Origin of the sequence: Mucilaginibacter lappiensis, from assembly GCF_050433765.1 — a bacterium.
GTDB classification, from domain to species: Bacteria; Bacteroidota; Bacteroidia; order Sphingobacteriales; family Sphingobacteriaceae; genus Mucilaginibacter; species Mucilaginibacter lappiensis_A.
In genome coordinates this window covers 245,812-264,518 of record NZ_JBNPWP010000006.1, presented here as the reverse complement: position 1 = coordinate 264,518, position 18,707 = coordinate 245,812, and the positions used below count along the sequence as shown (strand labels likewise).

16 protein-coding genes are annotated in these 18,707 nt (G+C 41.7%); 9 read left to right on the top strand and 7 right to left on the bottom strand.

Translation table 11 applies throughout. The annotated features are described in order from the left end of the window. Positions 1-29 precede the first annotated feature (29 nt). From M2273_RS19535 to M2273_RS19505, 7 genes are all read left to right on the top strand, one after another. A complete protein-coding gene (locus tag M2273_RS19535; protein WP_429399444.1) occupies positions 30-980 on the top strand; it encodes a glycosyltransferase family 2 protein in 951 nt (316 codons plus the stop codon). Between the two features lie 191 nt (positions 981-1,171). Further along, on the top strand, positions 1,172-2,140 hold the full coding sequence (locus M2273_RS19530; RefSeq protein WP_429399443.1) for a glycosyltransferase: 969 nt from the start codon (positions 1,172-1,174) through the stop codon (positions 2,138-2,140). Between the two features lie 7 nt (positions 2,141-2,147). Beyond that, positions 2,148-2,876, top strand: a complete 729-nt coding sequence (locus M2273_RS19525) for a hypothetical protein (protein ID WP_429399442.1) — start codon at positions 2,148-2,150, stop codon at positions 2,874-2,876. A gap of 3 nt (positions 2,877-2,879) precedes the next feature. Next, a complete protein-coding gene (locus M2273_RS19520) occupies positions 2,880-4,385 on the top strand; it encodes a GH3 auxin-responsive promoter family protein (protein ID WP_429399441.1) in 1,506 nt (501 codons plus the stop codon). Between the two features lie 74 nt (positions 4,386-4,459). Further along, on the top strand, positions 4,460-5,647 hold the full coding sequence (locus tag M2273_RS19515) for a 1-deoxy-D-xylulose-5-phosphate reductoisomerase (RefSeq protein ID WP_429399440.1): 1,188 nt from the start codon (positions 4,460-4,462) through the stop codon (positions 5,645-5,647). A gap of 20 nt (positions 5,648-5,667) precedes the next feature. Beyond that, complete coding sequence (rseP, locus tag M2273_RS19510; protein ID WP_429399439.1) at positions 5,668-7,002, top strand: RIP metalloprotease RseP; 1,335 nt, start codon at positions 5,668-5,670, stop codon at positions 7,000-7,002. A gap of 234 nt (positions 7,003-7,236) precedes the next feature. Then, positions 7,237-7,686 (top strand): KTSC domain-containing protein, encoded by a 450-nt coding sequence (locus M2273_RS19505; RefSeq protein WP_429399438.1) that lies wholly within the window; start codon positions 7,237-7,239, stop codon positions 7,684-7,686. Positions 7,687-7,899: 213 nt separating this feature from the next. Here the strand turns inward: M2273_RS19505 and M2273_RS19500 are convergent, their stop codons facing one another. From M2273_RS19500 to M2273_RS19480, 5 genes are all read right to left on the bottom strand, one after another. Next, positions 7,900-8,457: a DUF4199 domain-containing protein gene (locus M2273_RS19500; protein WP_429399437.1), complete on the bottom strand. Its 558-nt coding sequence runs from the start codon at positions 8,455-8,457 to the stop codon at positions 7,900-7,902. A gap of 156 nt (positions 8,458-8,613) precedes the next feature. Beyond that, positions 8,614-9,210, bottom strand: coding sequence for a DUF4199 domain-containing protein (locus M2273_RS19495; RefSeq protein ID WP_429399436.1), 597 nt, complete (start codon positions 9,208-9,210; stop codon positions 8,614-8,616). Between the two features lie 36 nt (positions 9,211-9,246). Then, positions 9,247-9,915 (bottom strand): hypothetical protein, encoded by a 669-nt coding sequence (locus M2273_RS19490; RefSeq protein ID WP_429399435.1) that lies wholly within the window; start codon positions 9,913-9,915, stop codon positions 9,247-9,249. 6 nt (positions 9,916-9,921) lie between these two features. After that, a complete protein-coding gene (locus tag M2273_RS19485; protein WP_429399434.1) occupies positions 9,922-11,172 on the bottom strand; it encodes a dihydroorotase in 1,251 nt (416 codons plus the stop codon). 27 nt (positions 11,173-11,199) lie between these two features. Further along, positions 11,200-13,248 carry a BatA domain-containing protein gene (locus M2273_RS19480; protein WP_429399433.1) on the bottom strand — a complete coding sequence of 683 codons (2,049 nt, stop codon included), beginning with the start codon at positions 13,246-13,248 and terminating at the stop codon, positions 11,200-11,202. Positions 13,249-13,540: 292 nt separating this feature from the next. Here M2273_RS19480 and M2273_RS19475 point away from each other — a divergent pair, with 292 nt between their 5' ends. Then, complete coding sequence (locus tag M2273_RS19475) at positions 13,541-14,260, top strand: DUF72 domain-containing protein (RefSeq protein ID WP_429399432.1); 720 nt, start codon at positions 13,541-13,543, stop codon at positions 14,258-14,260. 60 nt (positions 14,261-14,320) lie between these two features. Continuing rightward, positions 14,321-15,316: an aldo/keto reductase gene (locus M2273_RS19470; RefSeq protein WP_429399431.1), complete on the top strand. Its 996-nt coding sequence runs from the start codon at positions 14,321-14,323 to the stop codon at positions 15,314-15,316. A 102-nt stretch (positions 15,317-15,418) separates the two neighbouring features. Here the strand turns inward: M2273_RS19470 and M2273_RS19465 are convergent, their stop codons facing one another. Together M2273_RS19465 and M2273_RS19460 are read right to left on the bottom strand one after the other, a co-directional pair. Further along, complete coding sequence (locus M2273_RS19465) at positions 15,419-16,162, bottom strand: hypothetical protein (protein ID WP_429399430.1); 744 nt, start codon at positions 16,160-16,162, stop codon at positions 15,419-15,421. A gap of 16 nt (positions 16,163-16,178) precedes the next feature. After that, on the bottom strand, positions 16,179-18,482 hold the full coding sequence (locus M2273_RS19460; RefSeq protein ID WP_429399429.1) for a family 20 glycosylhydrolase: 2,304 nt from the start codon (positions 18,480-18,482) through the stop codon (positions 16,179-16,181). Between the last annotated feature and the right edge of the window lie 225 nt (positions 18,483-18,707).

The following is an 18,707-nucleotide window of genomic DNA, read 5'->3' as shown; positions in this document are numbered from 1 at the left end:
ACCATCGCCCGGCATCACATTCCTAATAAATGGATATATCAGTAGTAGTACCGCTTTATGACGAAATAGAATCATTGCCTGAGTTAACCTCATGGATAAGCAAGGTAATGGATGAACATCGTTTTACCTACGAGATCATACTTATTGATGATGGCAGCAAGGACGGTTCATGGGAAATGATCAGGAAACTGCAGCTAAATAATCCTTTTATTAAAGGCATTAAATTCAGGCGCAATTATGGCAAATCGGCAGCGCTGAACACTGGGTTCGCGGCTGCAAACGGTAATGTTATTATCACCATGGATGCCGATCTGCAGGACAGCCCCGATGAGATCCCGGAGCTTTACCGCCGCATCACCGAAGAAAATTACGACCTCATATCGGGCTGGAAAGCTAAACGGTATGATCCGCTGAGTAAAACCATACCCACTAAATTATTTAATGCCGCTACACGCAAAATGAGTGGTATTAATAATCTGCATGATTTTAACTGCGGTTTAAAAGCTTACCGCAAAACCGTAGTAAAAAACATTGAGGTTTACGGCGAAATGCACCGTTATATACCCGTACTGGCCAAGTGGGCAGGCTTTACCAAAATTGGTGAACAGGTGGTTGAGCACCGCGCCCGTAAATACGGCAAAACCAAGTTTGGCATGAGCCGCTTTGTAAATGGTTTCTTAGACCTCCTTTCCATATTTTTTGTAGGTAAATTTGGCAAGCGCCCCATGCACTTTTTTGGCACTATGGGTACACTTAGCTTTTTTGCTGGTTTAGTAATCGCTATTTGGATCATCTGCGAAAAACTTTACCTGATAGCCCATAACGAAAAATACAGGGATATAACGGCAAACCCATTATTTTATATAGCCTTAGTAGCCATAATTTTAGGTTCGCAGTTATTTTTAACCGGTTTTGTTGCCGAACTGGTATCAAGAAACGCAAACGAACGTAATAATTATCAGGTAGAGGAGACACTCTGATGTGCAGATTTCAAATGTGCGGATGTGCAAATGAAAGAATTGTTAATGTAAAGATGAGAGAGATTATAAGGAGTTATAAATTATCAAAAAAAAATTAATATTTGCACATTTGAAATCTTCACATCCAAATTTTCATCTGCATATTTGCACATCTGAAATCTGCACATTTGCATATCTGCACATTTAACAACATGTTTTTTTCCATCATCATTCCTTTATACAACCGGCCGCAGGAAATCAAAGAACTGCTGGAAACCCTTACACTGCAAACTTATAAGCAGTTTGAGGTTTTGGTAATTGAAGATGGTTCTGTTCATGATGCCGAAACTATTGTAAACAGCTTTACAGACCGGCTTAACGTTCGTTATTTTAAAAAATCAAACGAAGGCCAGGGCTTTACCCGCAACTATGGTTTTGAGCGGGCCAAAGGCGATTATTTTATAATCTTTGATTCTGATTGCCTTATCCCCGCCAATTACCTGGAGATAGTAAATAATTCATTAGCCACCAATTATCTTGATGCCTATGGCGGCCCTGATGGTGCCCACGCGTCATTTACGCCCACACAAAAGGCTATCAGCTACTCCATGACCTCCCCTTTTACAACCGGGGGCATACGCGGCAATAAAAAAGCTATAGGGCAGTTTCATCCGCGCAGTTTTAATATGGGTGTATCAAGACAGGTATGGGAAAAAGCCGGTGGCTTTGTTATTACCCGCCTGGGCGAAGACATTGAATACAGCATCCGCATCCACTCGCTGGGTTTTAAAATAGGGTTGATACCTGATGCCATAGTTTATCATAAAAGGCGCACCAATTTTTTACAGTTTTATAAACAGCTTCATTTTTTTGGAAGGGCGCGTATTAACATTTACAAATTTTTCCCTGAACAATTAAAGCTGGTACATTTTTTTCCGGCTGCATTTACTTTGTTCATTCTGGGTACTATTGTTTTTAATTTATTAAATTGGCAAATAGCCCAATTAGGTAACTTTATATTGGCATTAATTATTTTGTTAATATTTTTTCACGCGTGGTGGAAAAACAAATCGGCAAAAATTGCATTTTTGAGCATTATTGCCGCCTTCACCCAACTTATTGCCTACGGGTTAGGATTTATGCAGGATTTTTGGAAGCGAGTAATTTTTAACAGATCATAAATAACCTATGTACCACCCCTTTTCTGTTGCGGAAACTATTAAAACTGCATGGAATATTTTTAAGAAAAATTTTGTAACCATTATTGTTTATTCGGCAATATCGTTTTTCCTGCTTAGCATATTGGCTCTTTTAATTCAATTTCTTATTCCAAGCGAAGAGTTTATTGGTGAAATGCTGGTTTCTATGTTACTGATATTTGTACAAGCCTATACAACCCTGGGGCTATATAAATTGATATTTACTGTAATTGACAGTGAATATTATGAATTTGAATATAAACAGGTATTGCCCACTTTTAAAATGGTTGTTAGTTACATAGCCGTGGTTTTTATACTTGCCTTTGTTTTAACAAACAGTCGTATCATTGTTGATAAACTTGACGCCTATCCTAATATACAATTGGCAGCAATAAGCATCGCCATTATACTTGGATTGTTTCTGTTATTAAGAATAATGTTTTTTAATACATTTATTGTCGATGACCGCTCCGGTCCACTGGAATCGCTTAAACAAAGCTTTCAGCTTACTAAAGGCTACTTTTTTAAAGTTTTGATTATATTAATTATCATATTAGTGCTAATAGCCTTACCCGCAAAACTTGCTCAAACTTATCCTGTAATATCCATTGCTATACTATTTACCTATCCGTTTGTAAATATTATATTGGCTGTTACTTACCGTAAATTAGTTTATAGCCACAAGGATGTAGATGATGATATTGCCGAAACTTATTAGCCAATGGGATTAAAATCTGCATTAAGCAAAGTGTTTGCAGCCCTGGTGAACCGGGAGCTTAACCAGGTACGGAAAAACGCGGTATCGCTGCAGCAAAAAACCTTTACTGATCTTATTCATGCCGCCAGGGATACCGACTTTGGCAAGGCACACCATTTTGCACAGATCAACAACTATGACGATTTTAAGAAAAATGTCCCCATACATGATTATGAGGACCTACGCCCCTATATTGACCGCGTTGTAAATGGCGAAGAGAATGTGCTGTGGCCCGGCAAACCGGCTTATCTGGCCAAAACATCGGGCACTACATCGGGCGTAAAATATATTCCTATATCCAAAGAGAGCATGCCCGAGCATATTAAAGCCGCGCGCAATGCCCTGCTCAGCTATATTCATGAAACAGGCAATGCCGATTTTGTGGATGGTAAAATGATATTTTTACAGGGCAGCCCTGTGCTATCCGTTAAGGCAGGTGTATCAATAGGCAGGCTATCGGGCATTGTTGCCCACCATGTGCCGGCCTATTTACAAAAAAACCGTCTGCCCAGTTACGAGGTAAATTGCATTGAAGACTGGGAGCAAAAGGTTGATGCCATTGTAGAGGAAACTTTTAACCAGGACATGCGCCTCATATCGGGCATACCGCCCTGGTGCCAGATGTATTTCGACAGACTATCGGCCAAAGCCGGGGGCAAAAAAGTTAAAGACATATTCCCAAATTTTAAATTGTTTGTGCATGGCGGTGTAAATTACGAACCCTATCGCGCCCGCATGGAAGAAAGTGTTGGTGCAAAGATCGACTCCATTGAGACCTACCCGGCATCCGAAGGTTTCATCGCCTTCCAGGATTCGCAAAAAGAAAAAGGATTATTGCTACTGGTTGATTCTGGTGTATTTTATGAGTTTATCCCATCCGAAGAATATTTTAATGAGCACCCTACCCGTATCAATATCAAAGATGTGGAACTGGATAAAAACTATGCCCTAATCATGAACACCAGCGCGGGTTTATGGGGCTATAGCCTGGGCGACACCATTAAATTTATATCCAAAAATCCGTATAAGATCGTAGTAACCGGCAGAATCAAACACTATATCTCGGCCTTTGGCGAACATGTTATTGGCGAAGAAGTAGAACAATCATTAATGAGCGTAGCAAGGGAAGAAGGTGTTGATGTAGTGGAATTCACCGTTGCCCCGCAGGTTAATCCGCCGGCCGGGCAACTACCCTACCATGAATGGTTTATTGAGTTTGGCTCGGCCCCGGCCGATCTGAAAGCTTTCGCACTTAAAGTAGATAAAGCGCTGCAAAAGAAAAATATTTACTACTTTGACCTCATTGAAGGTAACATTTTGCAACCTTTGATTATCCAAAGCCTGCAAAAAGATGCGTTTATAAATAATATGCGTTCGCAGGGTAAACTTGGGGGACAAAATAAAGTGCCAAGATTGGCCAACGACAGGAAGATTGCAGACGAATTAAAGGAATACGCTAATAATAAGTAACTTTGACATTGTTGAGATAAACAAGCCTGCAAATGCTGCGTTCATCTTAATGATTAATTGAAACAGGACCATCATTGACTAATCATACAAAAAACATTGCCATTCTTGGCTCTACAGGCAGTATAGGAACGCAAACACTTGAAGTGGTAAGGAACAACAGCAATTTGTTCAGGGCATTTTTGCTTACCGCACATTCCAATGCCGATCTGCTCATAAATCAGGCTATTGAATTTGAGCCAGAATATGCCATTATATGTGATCAAAGCAAATACCAGGAAGTTAAAGCCGCGCTGGCTCATCTGCCTGTAAAAGTACTTGCCGGGCACCAGGCCATTATTGATACTGTAACGCATCCCGATATTGCTATAGTGCTTACCGCTATGGTTGGCTTTGCCGGCCTTGAGCCTACCATTGCTGCCATTAAAGCGGGCAAAGATATCGCTTTAGCCAATAAAGAAACGCTGGTAGTGGCCGGCGAACTGATAACCGGTCTGGCCAAACAGCATGGGGTTAAAATTTTACCGGTCGACTCAGAACATTCAGCAATATTTCAATGCCTTGCCGGTGAGGAAGCCAACCCCATTGAAAAACTTATTATTACTGCCTCCGGTGGCCCCTTCCGCGGTCGTAATGTTGATTTCCTGGCTAACGTAACCCGTGAGGATGCCCTGAAACACCCCAACTGGGTAATGGGTGCCAAGATCACCATTGATTCGGCATCGCTCATGAACAAGGGTTTGGAGGTAATTGAGGCCAAATGGTTGTTTGGTGTAGAGGCCGACCAGGTTGAAGTGATCGTTCATCCTCAATCCATCGTCCATTCCCTGGTACAGTTCAGGGATGGTTCCATCAAGGCGCAAATGGGCCTGCCTGATATGAAGCTGCCTATTCAATATGCATTAACTTATCCGCATCGTATACAAACTAACTTTAAACGCTTTAACTTTACAGATTATCCTAATTTAACGTTCGAAAAACCAGATCTGGATACTTTTCGTAATCTTAGTTTAGCATTCGCGGCGTTAAAGCAAGGCGGCAATATGCCTTGTATTATAAATGCGGCTAATGAAGTAGCTGTTGCCGGTTTTTTAAACCATACTATCGGCTTTTTGGCCATGAGCAACGTTATTGAAGAATGTATGCAGCAAATAAACTACATAGCACAACCAACCTTATCCGACTATTTGAATACTGATAAAGAAACACGCATCTTTGCGCAAAATTTAATACAACAATTGCCGTTAAAGGCAATACAACTTTAAAATATACATAAACGTAGATAATGAGTATAGTGATAATGGTTGGCCAGTTGCTACTGGGCCTTTCAATTTTAATAATCCTGCACGAGTTGGGACACTTTTTGGCAGCACGTGCTTTTGGCATTAAGGTGGAGAAATTCTACCTGTTTTTTGATGCCTGGAACATAAGCCTGTTTAAGTTTACATATAAAGGTGTTGAATATGGTATTGGCTGGTTGCCTTTAGGTGGTTACGTTAAAATTGCCGGTATGATTGATGAATCAATGGATACTGATCAGCTTGCCGGTCCGCCGCAGCCCTGGGAGTTTCGTTCAAAACCAGCCTGGCAGCGTTTAATTGTAATGCTTGGTGGTGTTACGGTAAACATCATTTTAGGTATATTGATATTCTGGATACTTACCATTTGCCTTGGCGAAAGCTATATCCCTAATTCGAGCGCTAAATACGGTATTGTACCGGGCGAAGTAGGTAAAAAAATAGGTTTGGTGGCTGGCGATAAGATTGTTGCCATTAACGGTAAGCCGGTGGAACGTTTTGATGATTTGACCAGCCCAAAAGTACTGCTTGAAAACACCGTTTTCACCATACAACGTGGCGCGCAAACCGTAAGTGTTACTATTCCGCGTACTATACTGAATGATCTTTCTGATCATGGAATAGAAGAGTTTATCAGCAGGTTGCCCCGTTCAAAATTTGTGGTTGATTCGCTGGCCCCAAACAGTAACGCGCAAAAAGCGGGTTTAGCTAAAGGCGACAGTATTGTTGCCATTAACGGCAAACCCATCGCTTTTTATGATGAGTTAAAGGCCGAACTTCAAAAAGAGAAAGGTAAACTGGTAGACCTTACTATAAAACGTAATGGTAATTCCATTGCTATAAAAACACAAATAAGAGCTGATGGTACGTTAGGTTTTTTTCAGTCTAAAAACGATTTGCCGGAAATAAAGACCATTAACTACGGTTTTTTTGGTTCACTCCCAATTGGCGCATCAAGGGCCTGGGGCACCTTTACCGATAACGCCAAAGGCCTGGGTAAAATATTTAAGGGCGATGTTAAGTTTAGCAAAGCAGTAAGCGGTCCTGTTGCCATTGCCAACCTGTTTGGCAGCCATGTTGACTGGGTTCACTTTTGGAGCCTGGTAGGCTTTTTATCAATGGTACTTGCCCTCATGAACCTGTTGCCCATCCCTGCACTTGATGGCGGTCATGCTGTGTTTTTAATTATTGAAATGATAAAGGGCAAGCCGTTAAGCGATAAGTTTTTAGAGCGTGCCCAAATAGTTGGTTTTGTGATATTGGTTACCCTGATGGTATTTGTTTTTGGTAACGATATTGTAAAACAGGTAATGAAGAAGTAGTTTCTTTTTTTTAGCATAAGATATATGCAGCCCCGGGATTAGTTTCCCGGGGCTGTTTTGTTTACTTATTGAGCTACTGCCAAATCATTTCATAAACCAGCCTTTACGTAAACTTTACTTTACCAGGTTTTTTATAACCTTAAAAAGTGTACCTTTGCAAAATTATTTTCTTGAAAAAGCACATATTCATTTGCTAAACCCTTCAACGACAATAAAAAAACACAAATTAATACAATGAAAAAAATTGTCGATTACAGGAAACTTTTGGGCGTAAATGAAGCTGCCGAACTGCAGGAATTAAAAACCACTTACCGGAGTTTAATGAAAACCTGGCACCCTGATAAATTTCAGGATAGTCCTGAAAGCAAGCTGGAGGCCGAAGAAAAAAGCAAAACCATTATTGAAGCCTATCACTTTTTGGTAAGCATTGCTCCCGAAACCCGTAACCAGTCGTTTGCCGAATACACCATTACTACTACTACTTCAAGCATTGCCGATTTTGAATACAAATCGCAGGTACTGAAAATAACTTTTGCCGATGGCAATACCTACGAATATTTTGATGTACCAAAGGCGGTTTATGTAAAGCTGATTAATGCCGATTCGCCGGGAAGATTTGCCCGCAGGCATATTTATAGCGACTACGTTTACAGAAGTGTGAACAGACTGGCTGCTACCGCGTAGGTGTAACTTTAAAGTCATGCCGAACTTGTTTCGGCATCCCACATGTTGATCAACTTTTCAGGTGAGATCCTGAAACAAGTTCAGGATGACAAACATAGTTAATTGCTATTTGCGCTGTATAGCATAGAGATTGCTTCGTACCTCGCAATGACGTGGTGTGTTAAAGAAAAAAGCGGCCTTCCCAATGGAAAGGCCGCTTTTTTTATACCTGCCCTAAACAGCAGGTTCATCTGGTGCCTGATATTCCGTATCAGGTACATCCAGCGGCGAACGTTCTTTTTTAAATATAGCGGCGCCAATAAGGGCAATTATAACTCCCATAATTGCAGAACCAAAAAGAGCCACCACTGTGCCAATAACTGCGAAATATTTATGACTTATCTCCATTGCTTTATCTATCTGTTCCTGGGATAATCCCTGCTCAACCATTTTTGACTGAGAGGCTGCAAGTGTTTTATCAATCATTTCGGGACTTAATATGGCATAGTACACGTAAGTAAATATCGCCGATAATACGCCTACGAAAACGGCATATAAAAAACCCGACAGAAACCCTTCTCCAAAGGTCATGTAACCGCCAAGCAAATCCTTATATTCTTTTTGTGTTAAAAACAGGAAAGCTATAAAAGGCAGTAAATTGAGGTATTTAACAGGCGAATTGGGATCAACGTTAAGGAACTGAAAAGCGTATGTAACCACTATTGAGGTAACCAGGCCAATTAATGCCCATTTAAGTGCGGGTTGCGACGGACTTACTTTTTTTATTTCCATGATTAAGGTTGTTTATGATTTATTTAAAATTAACTAATATTTTAATACCTCGTATCAAACTTCTTATTCAATGTAAATAAATATTTATAAACCCTTAAAACAAAAGCGGCCTTTTCAATATAAAAAGGCCGCTCATGATAAAATTGGTTATCTGCTTTAAACAGCTGGATCATTAATGCCCGGATTATATACTGGCCTCTCCTTTTTAAACATTGCAGCAAAGATCACAGCAAAAACAAACATAAAAATAATGTTAAAACCTAAGCCCTGTATCTGCTTGCCTATTGACAGATCCTTTTGTGTATCAAACTCTTTTTTAATATCAGCAATTTTCTTATCAATATTTTCCTGGCTAACCTTGGTATTATGCAAATAGGTGCTTACAGAATTAACCATAGCTGTTTCTGTTTTTTGCATCATATTTGGTTCTATAACTTTGGCAAAAAGCAAATCGCGTAATAAAAATTGCACAACAAAAGCTACAATAAACATAACGAATATCCCGGTAGCTGCCTGTTTAAAACTCCAATACCCGCCTATCCTTTTCCGCAGGTTAAAACATAATAAGGCGGCCGCGGCTAAGGGTAATATGAGCGAAAAAAATACCGGAGCGCTCGTCATTAATACTACCGATGCTCCCATTGATATCATGAAGTAAAATGAACATATACTAAATATAGATAAAGCTACGCCTAATACAACTCCATTTGGAATGGCCTTTTTCCTTATCTGTTGATCCGTATTTTCAATCATGTGTACTATTAATTAGGTTAGTATATCAGCTAAGTGTTATTTAAAATTAACTAATATATCAAGCACAGCCATGTCAAATTCCTTATTCAACGCATGGGCGGCAATTTCATTTTTTGTTTCCACAGATGGGTCAATATGCTGAAAGAAGCACATCATGGGATAAAACAACTCTTTCAATTCTGAATCATCGGGCAAACTTTGAGCCACCTTGCTGATCTCGGCCAACGGGCTTTCAATTAATATCTGGTTAGCAATTACCGGTTCATAAATACGGTATTCGTCCTGAAATTCGTCTTCATCAACCAGTAAAAATTCTTTCAGATAATCCTCTAATTCAGGTTCAATCTCTTCATCCTCGCACTCATTCAGGTACAGGAGCAGGTTCAATAGTTCGGTACCACGGTCAAGGGTTTGCTCTTCAATATCTTCCCATTCCTGTGTATCCAGGTAATCCTCTTCCAGCTTTTTAACATCGGCGCTAAAAAAATTGATCATCAGCAAATCAAAAAACACCTCGCGCAGGGATTCAACCGCGGGATTATTGTCAAACACTTCGTCCAAGGCATCAACCTTGGTTAAAAAATCTTCGTCTGACGCAAAAATTTCGCCAAAATCATTGTTAAGTTTAGTAGCATCAAAGCTGTTATATTTAGAAAAAGCCTCTAAAGCGGCTTCAAAGGCGGTTTCTATTTTTGGATCGATCATGATTTTCTATTTAAAAATTTGTTGATTATTATATGTTAGTAACACTTTACCCTTTAAGTTATGCCCAATGAACGGCGAATTAACAGATTTTGAACGGTTGTTTTTGCCGGTATATTCCCATTCCGCATCTGTATCAAAAAGCACCAGATTAGCCTGTTCACCCTCGGCAATAACGGGTACAGCAACACCCAGTATCTCGCGGGGATTAATGGCCAGTTTATCAACCAGCATCTCCACCGGTAAACCCGACCTGAGGGCCAGCGCCAGGGCTGTTTGCAAACCTACTATACCATACTCGGCCACTTCAAATTCCACATCTTTAAATTCAACTTCGTGTGGTGTATGCTGGCTTACTATGGCGTCAATGGTACCATCTTTCAAGCCCTTAATTAACGCGGTAACATCATCTTTGGTGCGCAGCGGGGGTTTTACCTTATACATGCTATCAAAGCCCATCAGGGCCTCGTCTGTAAGTACCAGGTGGTGGGCCGCTACATCGCAGGTAACCTCCAGTCCTTTACGCTTGGCCTCGCGTATCAGCTCTACCGAGCGGGCAGTTGATATGGTACTAAAATGTATTTTTGAAACCGTGTATTCGGCCAGGTAAAGATCACGTGCTATCATGAGCTCTTCGGCCAGTGACGGGATGCCCTTCATGCCCAGCAAGGTGCTGATCTCGCCCTCATTTACTTTAGCCTTGCCTGCAATAGCTGTATCTTCGGGATATGAAAACACCAGCGCGTCAAAACCCTGGGCATACAGCAGGGCACGTTCCATCAGGCCGGCATCCTGTACAGGGCGGTTACCATCAGTAAACGCTTTGGCACCGCTCAGGTACATGTCATACATTTCGGCCAGGTCCTTACCCTCACGTTTGTGCGATATGGTTCCCAAAGGATATACATCAACCAGGTTATTTTTGGCCCGGTTAAGCAGGTATTCAATTTCGGCTTTGGAATGTACCGGAGGAACAGTGTTCGGCATCAGCGCTACACCGGTAAACCCACCGGCCGCGGCTGCTCTTGTTCCTGAGTACATATCTTCCTTTGTTTCCAGCCCCAGTTCGCCTATGTTGCAGTTAAGATCAAAAAAACCCGGCGATACATATTTACCCTCGGCATCTACCAGCTCGGCGTCGGCTTCAATATCTTCAGCAATGCGGGCGATAATTCCGTTTTCAATTAAAATATCAGCAACTTGTTGATGAAAAGGTGATCCGGGATCAAGGATGGTGGCAGATTTGATAAGCAAATTCATTAGCACTGCTTTAAGGATTTGTGTTGATTAAACGGGTTGCTTTATAGTTTGTTTACCGGGTTTAAAATACCTGATAAGCAAAATTTCGGCCGCAAGAAAAATCAATGCCAAAATTATACAAAGTTTCCATAATTGTGTGCCAAAATTTGTTTCGGTAACAATACCTTTTAATGAAGCATTACCACCTGTTAATAAGGTGGTTGACTTTGGCATTAATTCCTTGAGTGCAGCCTGGCTCAAATAACTCATGTCCGATTCGCTCCTGTTATCGTTAAAGGCGAGCGAAGCCAGGGTGCTATCCTGTTTTTTTAAGGAATAAATACCGGTTTCGTGCAGCTGATCTGACAGGTATAAAAGCGTACTTCCCTCTTGCTGCCTTACATCAGGGATAGTACTTTGATCTCCTTTAACCAGCTTAAGTAATTGTTTCTCGGTGATCTGAACCGGCGGGATCTCTAAAGTTTCGTCTTCGCCAAGGGTATAAAACAACGGCAGGTCATGCCCGCTTAGCAAGGCTATCCTAAACAATGTGGGAACAAAAAGGGCGTGCCGCGGCAAATTACTGTATTCCTCATTAAGCGGAACAGCGGAAACGTAAACCTTACCCCTGCCACTGGTGTAGCCCGTCCAAAAGGATTGCCCCCCGGTTAATTGCATCAGGTTATCCTGCCCGCCGCGCGATGGGATTAACTGGAAGTGTTTTTTAACCACCGGCAGATCCGGATTTTCTGGAAAACTTTCAAACACGTTTTTAAATACCGGGCTTTGCCTGTTCAGGTTAGATACTTTGGTAGCCTCGGTCATTAATTTTTCGGGCCAGGCAGCATTCATGGGTTGCAGAAACGCGCGGTAATTTGCAAGGTCAGCATCGGCTGATGGAAAAACAACCAGCGTACCGCCTTTGGCAACATAGGTTTTTAGCTGCTGAGCCAGACCGGTTGATATGGCTTTAACGTCGCTGATAACCACTATGGGTAAACTGTTGAGGCCCGCGTAATCAACATTACCATCGGGCACACGGCTGGCGGCAAAAAACGGATCAGAAGCGAAAACAGCTTTTAAATATGGATTGGGCATACCGCCATCAATCAGCAATACCGGCATTTGCTGGTTTACATTAAAGCTAAAATAAAACTTATTATCAAACGTAACCGGATTGTCCTGCAACTCAACAAGGCCCTGCTGCCAGCCGGCTGCCAGGCCCATAAACGAAAGCGTATCATTCTGCACAGAACGCGCCGGGATACTATAACTGCCCAATGCTTTTTGAGCACCGTTTATTAATACTTTAAGCGGGATCTTATCAGCCTTTTCACCGGCATAATTGTGCAGGCGTACAACCAGTTTTTCGCTTTCGCCGGGGCGGTGCACCGCGCTTAACAGCCATACCGAATCAACCGCTACGTTAGGCAGGTTACCGGCTTTAAGCTGTATTAAACTAATGGCTATACTGCTATCTGCCTTCAACGGCTTAGCGGCCATATTTTTTTGAAGATCAGAAATAATATAAACCGATTTTATAGCCCCCGGCTGTGTATTTAGCAGATTTTGCTGCCGGCTGATGATCTGCTGCAAATTGCGGCTTTGAGGACTGATCTTTACCTGGTCAACCGCGTCATTAAATTCATCGCGGCTTAGTAAACGCTGATGCTTTCCTTCAAAATCCTGCGTAAGCAGTTGAAAACGATCATTGATATTATAAGCTGATGCAATTTCCTTAGCCTTTTGCTTGGCATCATCCAATAATGAGCCTTCGCGATTAAGGGTTTGCATGGAATAAGAGTTATCAACAAAAACACTCACTGCATTTTGCCTGCCCGCATTACCCGTATCCTGACCGGATAGATATGGCCGGGCAAATGCCAATATCAGAAAAAGCAATGCCAACAATCTTGCAGCCAGGATAAGCCTTTCCTTTAAATTTCGGCGTGATGCCTGCTGTTCCTGGATCTCCTTTAAAAACTGCACATTGCTAAAATTCACTTTCTGAAACTTGCGAAAGTTGAATAAATGGATGATAACCGGGATAGCTAACGTGAGTAATGCAAATAAAAAGGCAGGATATATAAAGTGCATATTTTATTAGTGCAATGGGTAGATATACAAATGTGCGGATTTTATTTTAGATGTGCAGATTTCAAATGTGATGTTACAAATGTGCAAATGAAACGCATAATTGCAAGAAAGCCTCACCCAACCCTCTCCTTTGGAGAGAGCTTTTAGAGCACTTTTTGAAAATCTTCCCCTTTGGGGGAGATTTAGAGGGGGCTTCTTGCTTCGTACAATTACGCGCTTGGGAAAGGCATTATTAGGCTTTCTCAAACAAAAACTTCCCCTGCAACCTTTATTATCCATAAAACAATAACAAATGGATTGGCATATCGGTTGTTCGGGATTTCATTATAAGGATTGGAAAGGAAAGTTTTACCCCGAGGGTTTGCCGCAGCGCAAGTGGTTCGACTTTTATTGCAAACATTTTAAAACCCTGGAACTGAACGTTACTTTTTACCGTTTTCCGCAGCTTTCGTTTTTGCAGAACTGGTATGGTAAAAGTCCGGCAGATTTTCGTTTCGCGGTAAAGGCGCCGAGGGCAATTACCCACTATAAAAAATTTAATGACACTACCGATCTGATTACCAGTTTTTATGATACCATTAACAATGGTCTGCAGGAAAAACTGGGGCCCGTACTGTTCCAGTTGCCCCCAAGCTTTAGTTATGACGATGAAAGGTTGGAGCGCATTATCAACAGCCTCAATCCATCTTTTAAAAACGTGCTTGAACTGCGCCATGTAAGCTGGTGGAACAGTGATGTTTACCAAAAGCTGGCCAAACATAACATTACCTTTTGCGGCATGAGCCACCCCGCCCTGCCCGATGATGTGATACAGAACACACCTGTTGTTTACTACCGTTTTCATGGTGTACCAATATTATACCGGTCGCCTTATTCCAAAGATTTTCTTCAAAAAGTGATCCATGCTGTAAAGCAAAATCCCAAAACCACTGAGGGTTGGTTTTATTTTAATAATGATTATGATGCGGTTGGTGTATACAATGCAAAAGATATGATATCGTGCATCAAATAATTTTTTAATTCCAACAATTAAACACATTTTACCGCTGATTTTTAAACCACTTATTTAACTATGGAATTCAGACGATTAGGAGAAACAAAACTTACCGTTTCGGCAATAACTTTTGGGGCGTGGGCAGCGGGTGGCTGGATGTGGGGCGGCAATGACGATAAAGAAGCTATCGAAGCCATGCGGGCTTCTTATGACCTCGGTGTTACCTCTATTGATACCGCGCCAATTTACGGGCAGGGCAAAAGCGAGGAGCTGGTTGGCCAGGCTATTAAAGGCCTGCCACGCGATAAGGTGCAAATATTAACCAAGTTTGGTATGCGCTGGGACCTGGCAAAAGGCGATTTCTTTTTTAAGAGCCAGGACAACAACGGCAAAGACATTGATGTTTACAAATATGCCGGTAAGGAAAGCATCATCCTGGAATGCGAGAACAGTCTTAAACGGTTAGGTACTGATTATATTGATCTGTACCAGATTCATTGGCCCGATAACACCACACCTATTGAAGAAACTATGGAAGCCATACTGCGCCTGAAAGAACAGGGTAAAATACGCGAAGCCGGTGTAAGCAATTATGATGTAAAGCAGATGGGGCTGGCCGAGAAAACTATTAAACTGGCATCAAATCAAGTGCCTTTTAGCATGGTGAACCGCGCTATTGAAGATGAGCTGATCCCTTATTCCATCGAGAATAAAAAATCGATACTGGCTTATAGTCCGTTGGAGCGTGGCCTGCTTACCGGTAAAATAAAGCCCGGGCACCAGTTTGGCGATGGCGATCACCGTGCCGCTAATAAATATTTTAAGGACGAGAACATTAAACGTACCAATGAGTTCCTCGCTAAAATAAAACCACTGGCTGATGAAAAGAATGCTACCCTGAGCCAATTAGTGATCCGCTGGACCATTAACCACCCTGGAATTACCGTTGCACTGGTTGGTGCCCGCAATGCCGAACAAGCTAAACAAAATGCCAAGGCTATTCAGATACATGTTAACGGCGAGGAAATGGAGTTTATAAACAATCAACTGAGCGATCTGGAAATTGTTGGATAAGTTTCTGAACTATGATTAAAGGATTACCGTGATTTTTAATGCTTTATTAAATAAAATCAAATCACGGTAATCCTAAAATCCGATGAATCAAGGTTCAGACAATTAATCTCTGTTCCTTCTGCGTTTCTTCTTGCTTGATTTTGAAGAGCTGCTTTTCTTTTCTGATTTCTGAACAGTGGTTTTATTATCCTGATTTTGCTTTGCCTGAGTGTTATCCGCCACATCAGTCGAATCTTTGCTCAGTTGCTTTACGGTGAACTCGTTGCTTCTCAAGCTATATTCCAACTGGCGTTTTGCTCCTGTTGGTTTGGCATCTTTACCACTGCCGCTATAAATAGGAAACTCGCGCATAAATTTTCCATCCCTAATGTAAAAATTATCATTACCACGATATCCTTTACGCTGCGAATTATTAAGCCGGGGAAAATCAAGCTTATTGGCCTTGTTGTTATTAAACTCAAAGGCATAGATACTGGCGTAGTTGGTGGTATCTTTTGATTTGGCCTGTATCAATATTTCGGGGTTGCCATCCACATCCATATCGGCGTTAAACGCGTCAACAATAACGCCATCCAGGTCGCCTGTAGTGGTGGTATACTTTATAGCCGATGAATCAGAATGTAAGATCATAAACGACCCTGCATCAACAGCACCACGGCCCCAGCTCAATACATCATAGCTTTGTCCCGGCGAAACTTCTATCAGCTTATGAAACCTGAAAGGAGCCATAGGTTCAGGTTTTTTAGCAGTTGGTGCCGCGGCCGTTTTTGTTTCGTTACTGTTGCAACCGGCAATGGCTGCAACAGTACCTATTAATAACACTAAAAGATAAAATCTGTTAACCATTATATTTTATGTCGTATTAATTATAAAGCGTGTCGGCTGTTAGTTCGGCCTTTTGCTTGCCCGGAGCGTTTATAAATACCTTTAATGCAGCCGGACCGCCTGCATCAACATATTTTAAAGTAAACCGGTGATAGCCTTTTAGTAAAGGTACAGCGCCATCCTGTTCGGTAACGGCATGTTTGCCATCATTATCAACTACCAGTTGATCATCAATCAGTAAAACAGATCCATTACCTGACAGGGTTGAAAATCCATAATTACCATCAGCATCAATATTAATATAGCCGGTGTAAACTATACCAAATTTACCTTTACTTTTCCGATAATCAGCAGTGTTAAAAGTTTTAACTATACCACTATCAGTAGCTGCCTGGTTACTTAATTGATTTGTTGATGTGAATGTACCTGTAAATAATTGGTATTTTACCCCTGTGGCCGATCCTGTATAGTTAACGGCTGCAAAAGGCGCTTTATTATAAACTACGGTACGTGTTACTGCGCTTCTTTTACCTGATGGAGTTATCACAATTGTCTGCAGCTCGCGGTATTGATCCTGCGGAATGGTGAAGCTTAATGGTATAGTATAGGCCAGATCGGTTTCGCGGGGGGTATAGCCATCAATGGTGTAATAAATCTTGGCACCCTCAACAGATGGTTTTAAGGTAACATCTAACTGGCTACCTATCATCACCGTATCTTTAGCACCTATGGCCGTTGGTACGCGGTAATTAATATTGTTTTTATCAAGCCAGGCTAACTGACCAGGCAGGCGGGTTTCTGAAAAATCCTTAAAATTCTTATTAGCCAACGGCGACCATGCCACTTCTGACAGGGCCATCAGGCGGGGCAGCAGCATATATTCCACTTTTGCATCAGTAGGCACATACTCTGTCCACAAGTTAGCCTGTACGCCTTCTATGTATTTTTGCTGTTCAGGCGTTAAAACAGCTGGCGTTGGGTTATAGCTGTATATTTTTGACAAAGGTTCGTTTCCACCAATACTTAATGGCTCCTGGCTTGGTTTACCCTGACCATGATCAATGTACAAACCTGCACTGCCGGGCGTCATGATCACGTTATGTTTTTGCTGGGCTGCTGCAATACCACCCTCTTCACCACGCCAGCTCATTACTGTTGCATTGGGTGCAAGGCCACCTTCTAATATTTCGTCCCAGCCTATGATATTGCGCCCTTTAGAGTTTAAAAATTTCTCCATGCGCTGTATAAAGTAGCTTTGCAGCTCATGCTCATCCTTTAATTTTAATTTTTTGATAAGCTGCTGGCAAAACGCTGAATTTTTCCAAGCGTCCTTAGGTGCTTCATCGCCACCTATATGGATATATTTACTCGGAAAAAGTTCCATTACCTCAGTTAACACATCCTGTAAAAAGGCAAATGTTTTTTCGGACGGGCAGTAGATATCTTTAAAAACGCCCCATGTTTCGGCAACTTTATAAGTTTGAGATGGGTCGCAGCTTAGCTCTGGGTAAGCAGCTAAAGCAGCTTGTGAGTGGCCCGGCATTTCAATTTCGGGTATTATGTTGATGTACCTGGCAGCAGCATATTTTACCACATCACGAATCTGATCCTGTGTATAAAAACCTCCGTAAGGTGTATTATCAAATTGCTGTGGGGTACGGTCGCGGTAACCGCCAATTAAGGTTTGTGCCCGCTTGCTGCTTATCTGCGTAAGCTTAGGATATTTTTTTATTTCGATGCGCCAGCCCTGGTCTTCGGTTAAATGCCAGTGAAAGTTATTGAGTTTATAAGTCGCCAAAAGATCGATATATTTCTTAACCATCTCTACCGAAAAAAAGTGACGGCCAACGTCAAGCATTGCCCCACGATAACCAAAACGCGGATAATCCTCAACCTGTACACAAGGCAGTTTGGTTGTAGCGCTTCTTTCTGCAGGCATCAGCTGCAACAGTGTTTGTACTCCATAAAAAAGTCCTGCTCCTTTACCAGCAACCGTAATCTGTTGTGGTGTAATGGTTAGGCGGTATCCTTCGGCAGGTAAATTATCCGTACCGGCCGAGGTTAGCGTAATAACGTTTGTTGTTTTACTACTCTTTGCAACTATTGCCTTATGATAGGCTAAATTGTTTGCCAGATAATCCTTAAAAAACAATACCGCTTTGTTTGAGGGCGAATCGGCCTGGATAGTGGTTTGCTGACTTAATGCAAACTGACCAGGGGCCTTTTTTACAGATACCGGGACCGGGATGATGCCTAAGTTAGGATCGGTGTCCTGTGCTTTCACAACAGTTGCAAATACTGTAAGCAGGGCAAACAGCATTAAAGGAGCTTTTTTATACATATTTATTAATCAGGTTGGTACGAAGTTGTGAATATATAAGTTTTTAAAAAAATATAAGAAGTTTGAAGTGTAAAAAATATGTAGCACTGATTTAATCTACATAATAGTCGCCTGGCTGGAGCCTACAAGTGTTCGAAAGAATAAAAAGAAAGCTTGGGGTCAGTGCGATTCCTTCCATGGGGAAGGGGGAGGGTAGGGGTTTATTGAGCATTATAGGCTTAATCG

Bases quoted from the DNA above. Each gene is read 5' to 3' on its own strand.
- rseP (WP_429399439.1), top strand. From the start codon at position 5,668: ATGAGTATAGTGATAATGGTTGGCCAGTTGCTACTGGGCCTTTCAATT.
- M2273_RS19525 (WP_429399442.1), top strand. From the start codon at position 2,148: ATGTACCACCCCTTTTCTGTTGCGGAAACTATTAAAACTGCATGGAAT.
- M2273_RS19490 (WP_429399435.1), bottom strand. From the start codon at position 9,915: ATGATCGATCCAAAAATAGAAACCGCCTTTGAAGCCGCTTTAGAGGCT.
- M2273_RS19480 (WP_429399433.1), bottom strand. From the start codon at position 13,248: ATGCACTTTATATATCCTGCCTTTTTATTTGCATTACTCACGTTAGCT.
- M2273_RS19485 (WP_429399434.1), bottom strand. From the start codon at position 11,172: ATGAATTTGCTTATCAAATCTGCCACCATCCTTGATCCCGGATCACCT.
- M2273_RS19500 (WP_429399437.1), bottom strand. From the start codon at position 8,457: ATGGAAATAAAAAAAGTAAGTCCGTCGCAACCCGCACTTAAATGGGCA.
- M2273_RS19475 (WP_429399432.1), top strand. From the start codon at position 13,541: ATGGATTGGCATATCGGTTGTTCGGGATTTCATTATAAGGATTGGAAA.
- M2273_RS19530 (WP_429399443.1), top strand. From the start codon at position 1,172: ATGTTTTTTTCCATCATCATTCCTTTATACAACCGGCCGCAGGAAATC.
- M2273_RS19470 (WP_429399431.1), top strand. From the start codon at position 14,321: ATGGAATTCAGACGATTAGGAGAAACAAAACTTACCGTTTCGGCAATA.
- M2273_RS19495 (WP_429399436.1), bottom strand. From the start codon at position 9,210: ATGATTGAAAATACGGATCAACAGATAAGGAAAAAGGCCATTCCAAAT.
- M2273_RS19505 (WP_429399438.1), top strand. From the start codon at position 7,237: ATGAAAAAAATTGTCGATTACAGGAAACTTTTGGGCGTAAATGAAGCT.
- M2273_RS19535 (WP_429399444.1), top strand. From the start codon at position 30: ATGGATATATCAGTAGTAGTACCGCTTTATGACGAAATAGAATCATTG.
- M2273_RS19520 (WP_429399441.1), top strand. From the start codon at position 2,880: ATGGGATTAAAATCTGCATTAAGCAAAGTGTTTGCAGCCCTGGTGAAC.
- M2273_RS19460 (WP_429399429.1), bottom strand. From the start codon at position 18,482: ATGTATAAAAAAGCTCCTTTAATGCTGTTTGCCCTGCTTACAGTATTT.
- M2273_RS19465 (WP_429399430.1), bottom strand. From the start codon at position 16,162: ATGGTTAACAGATTTTATCTTTTAGTGTTATTAATAGGTACTGTTGCA.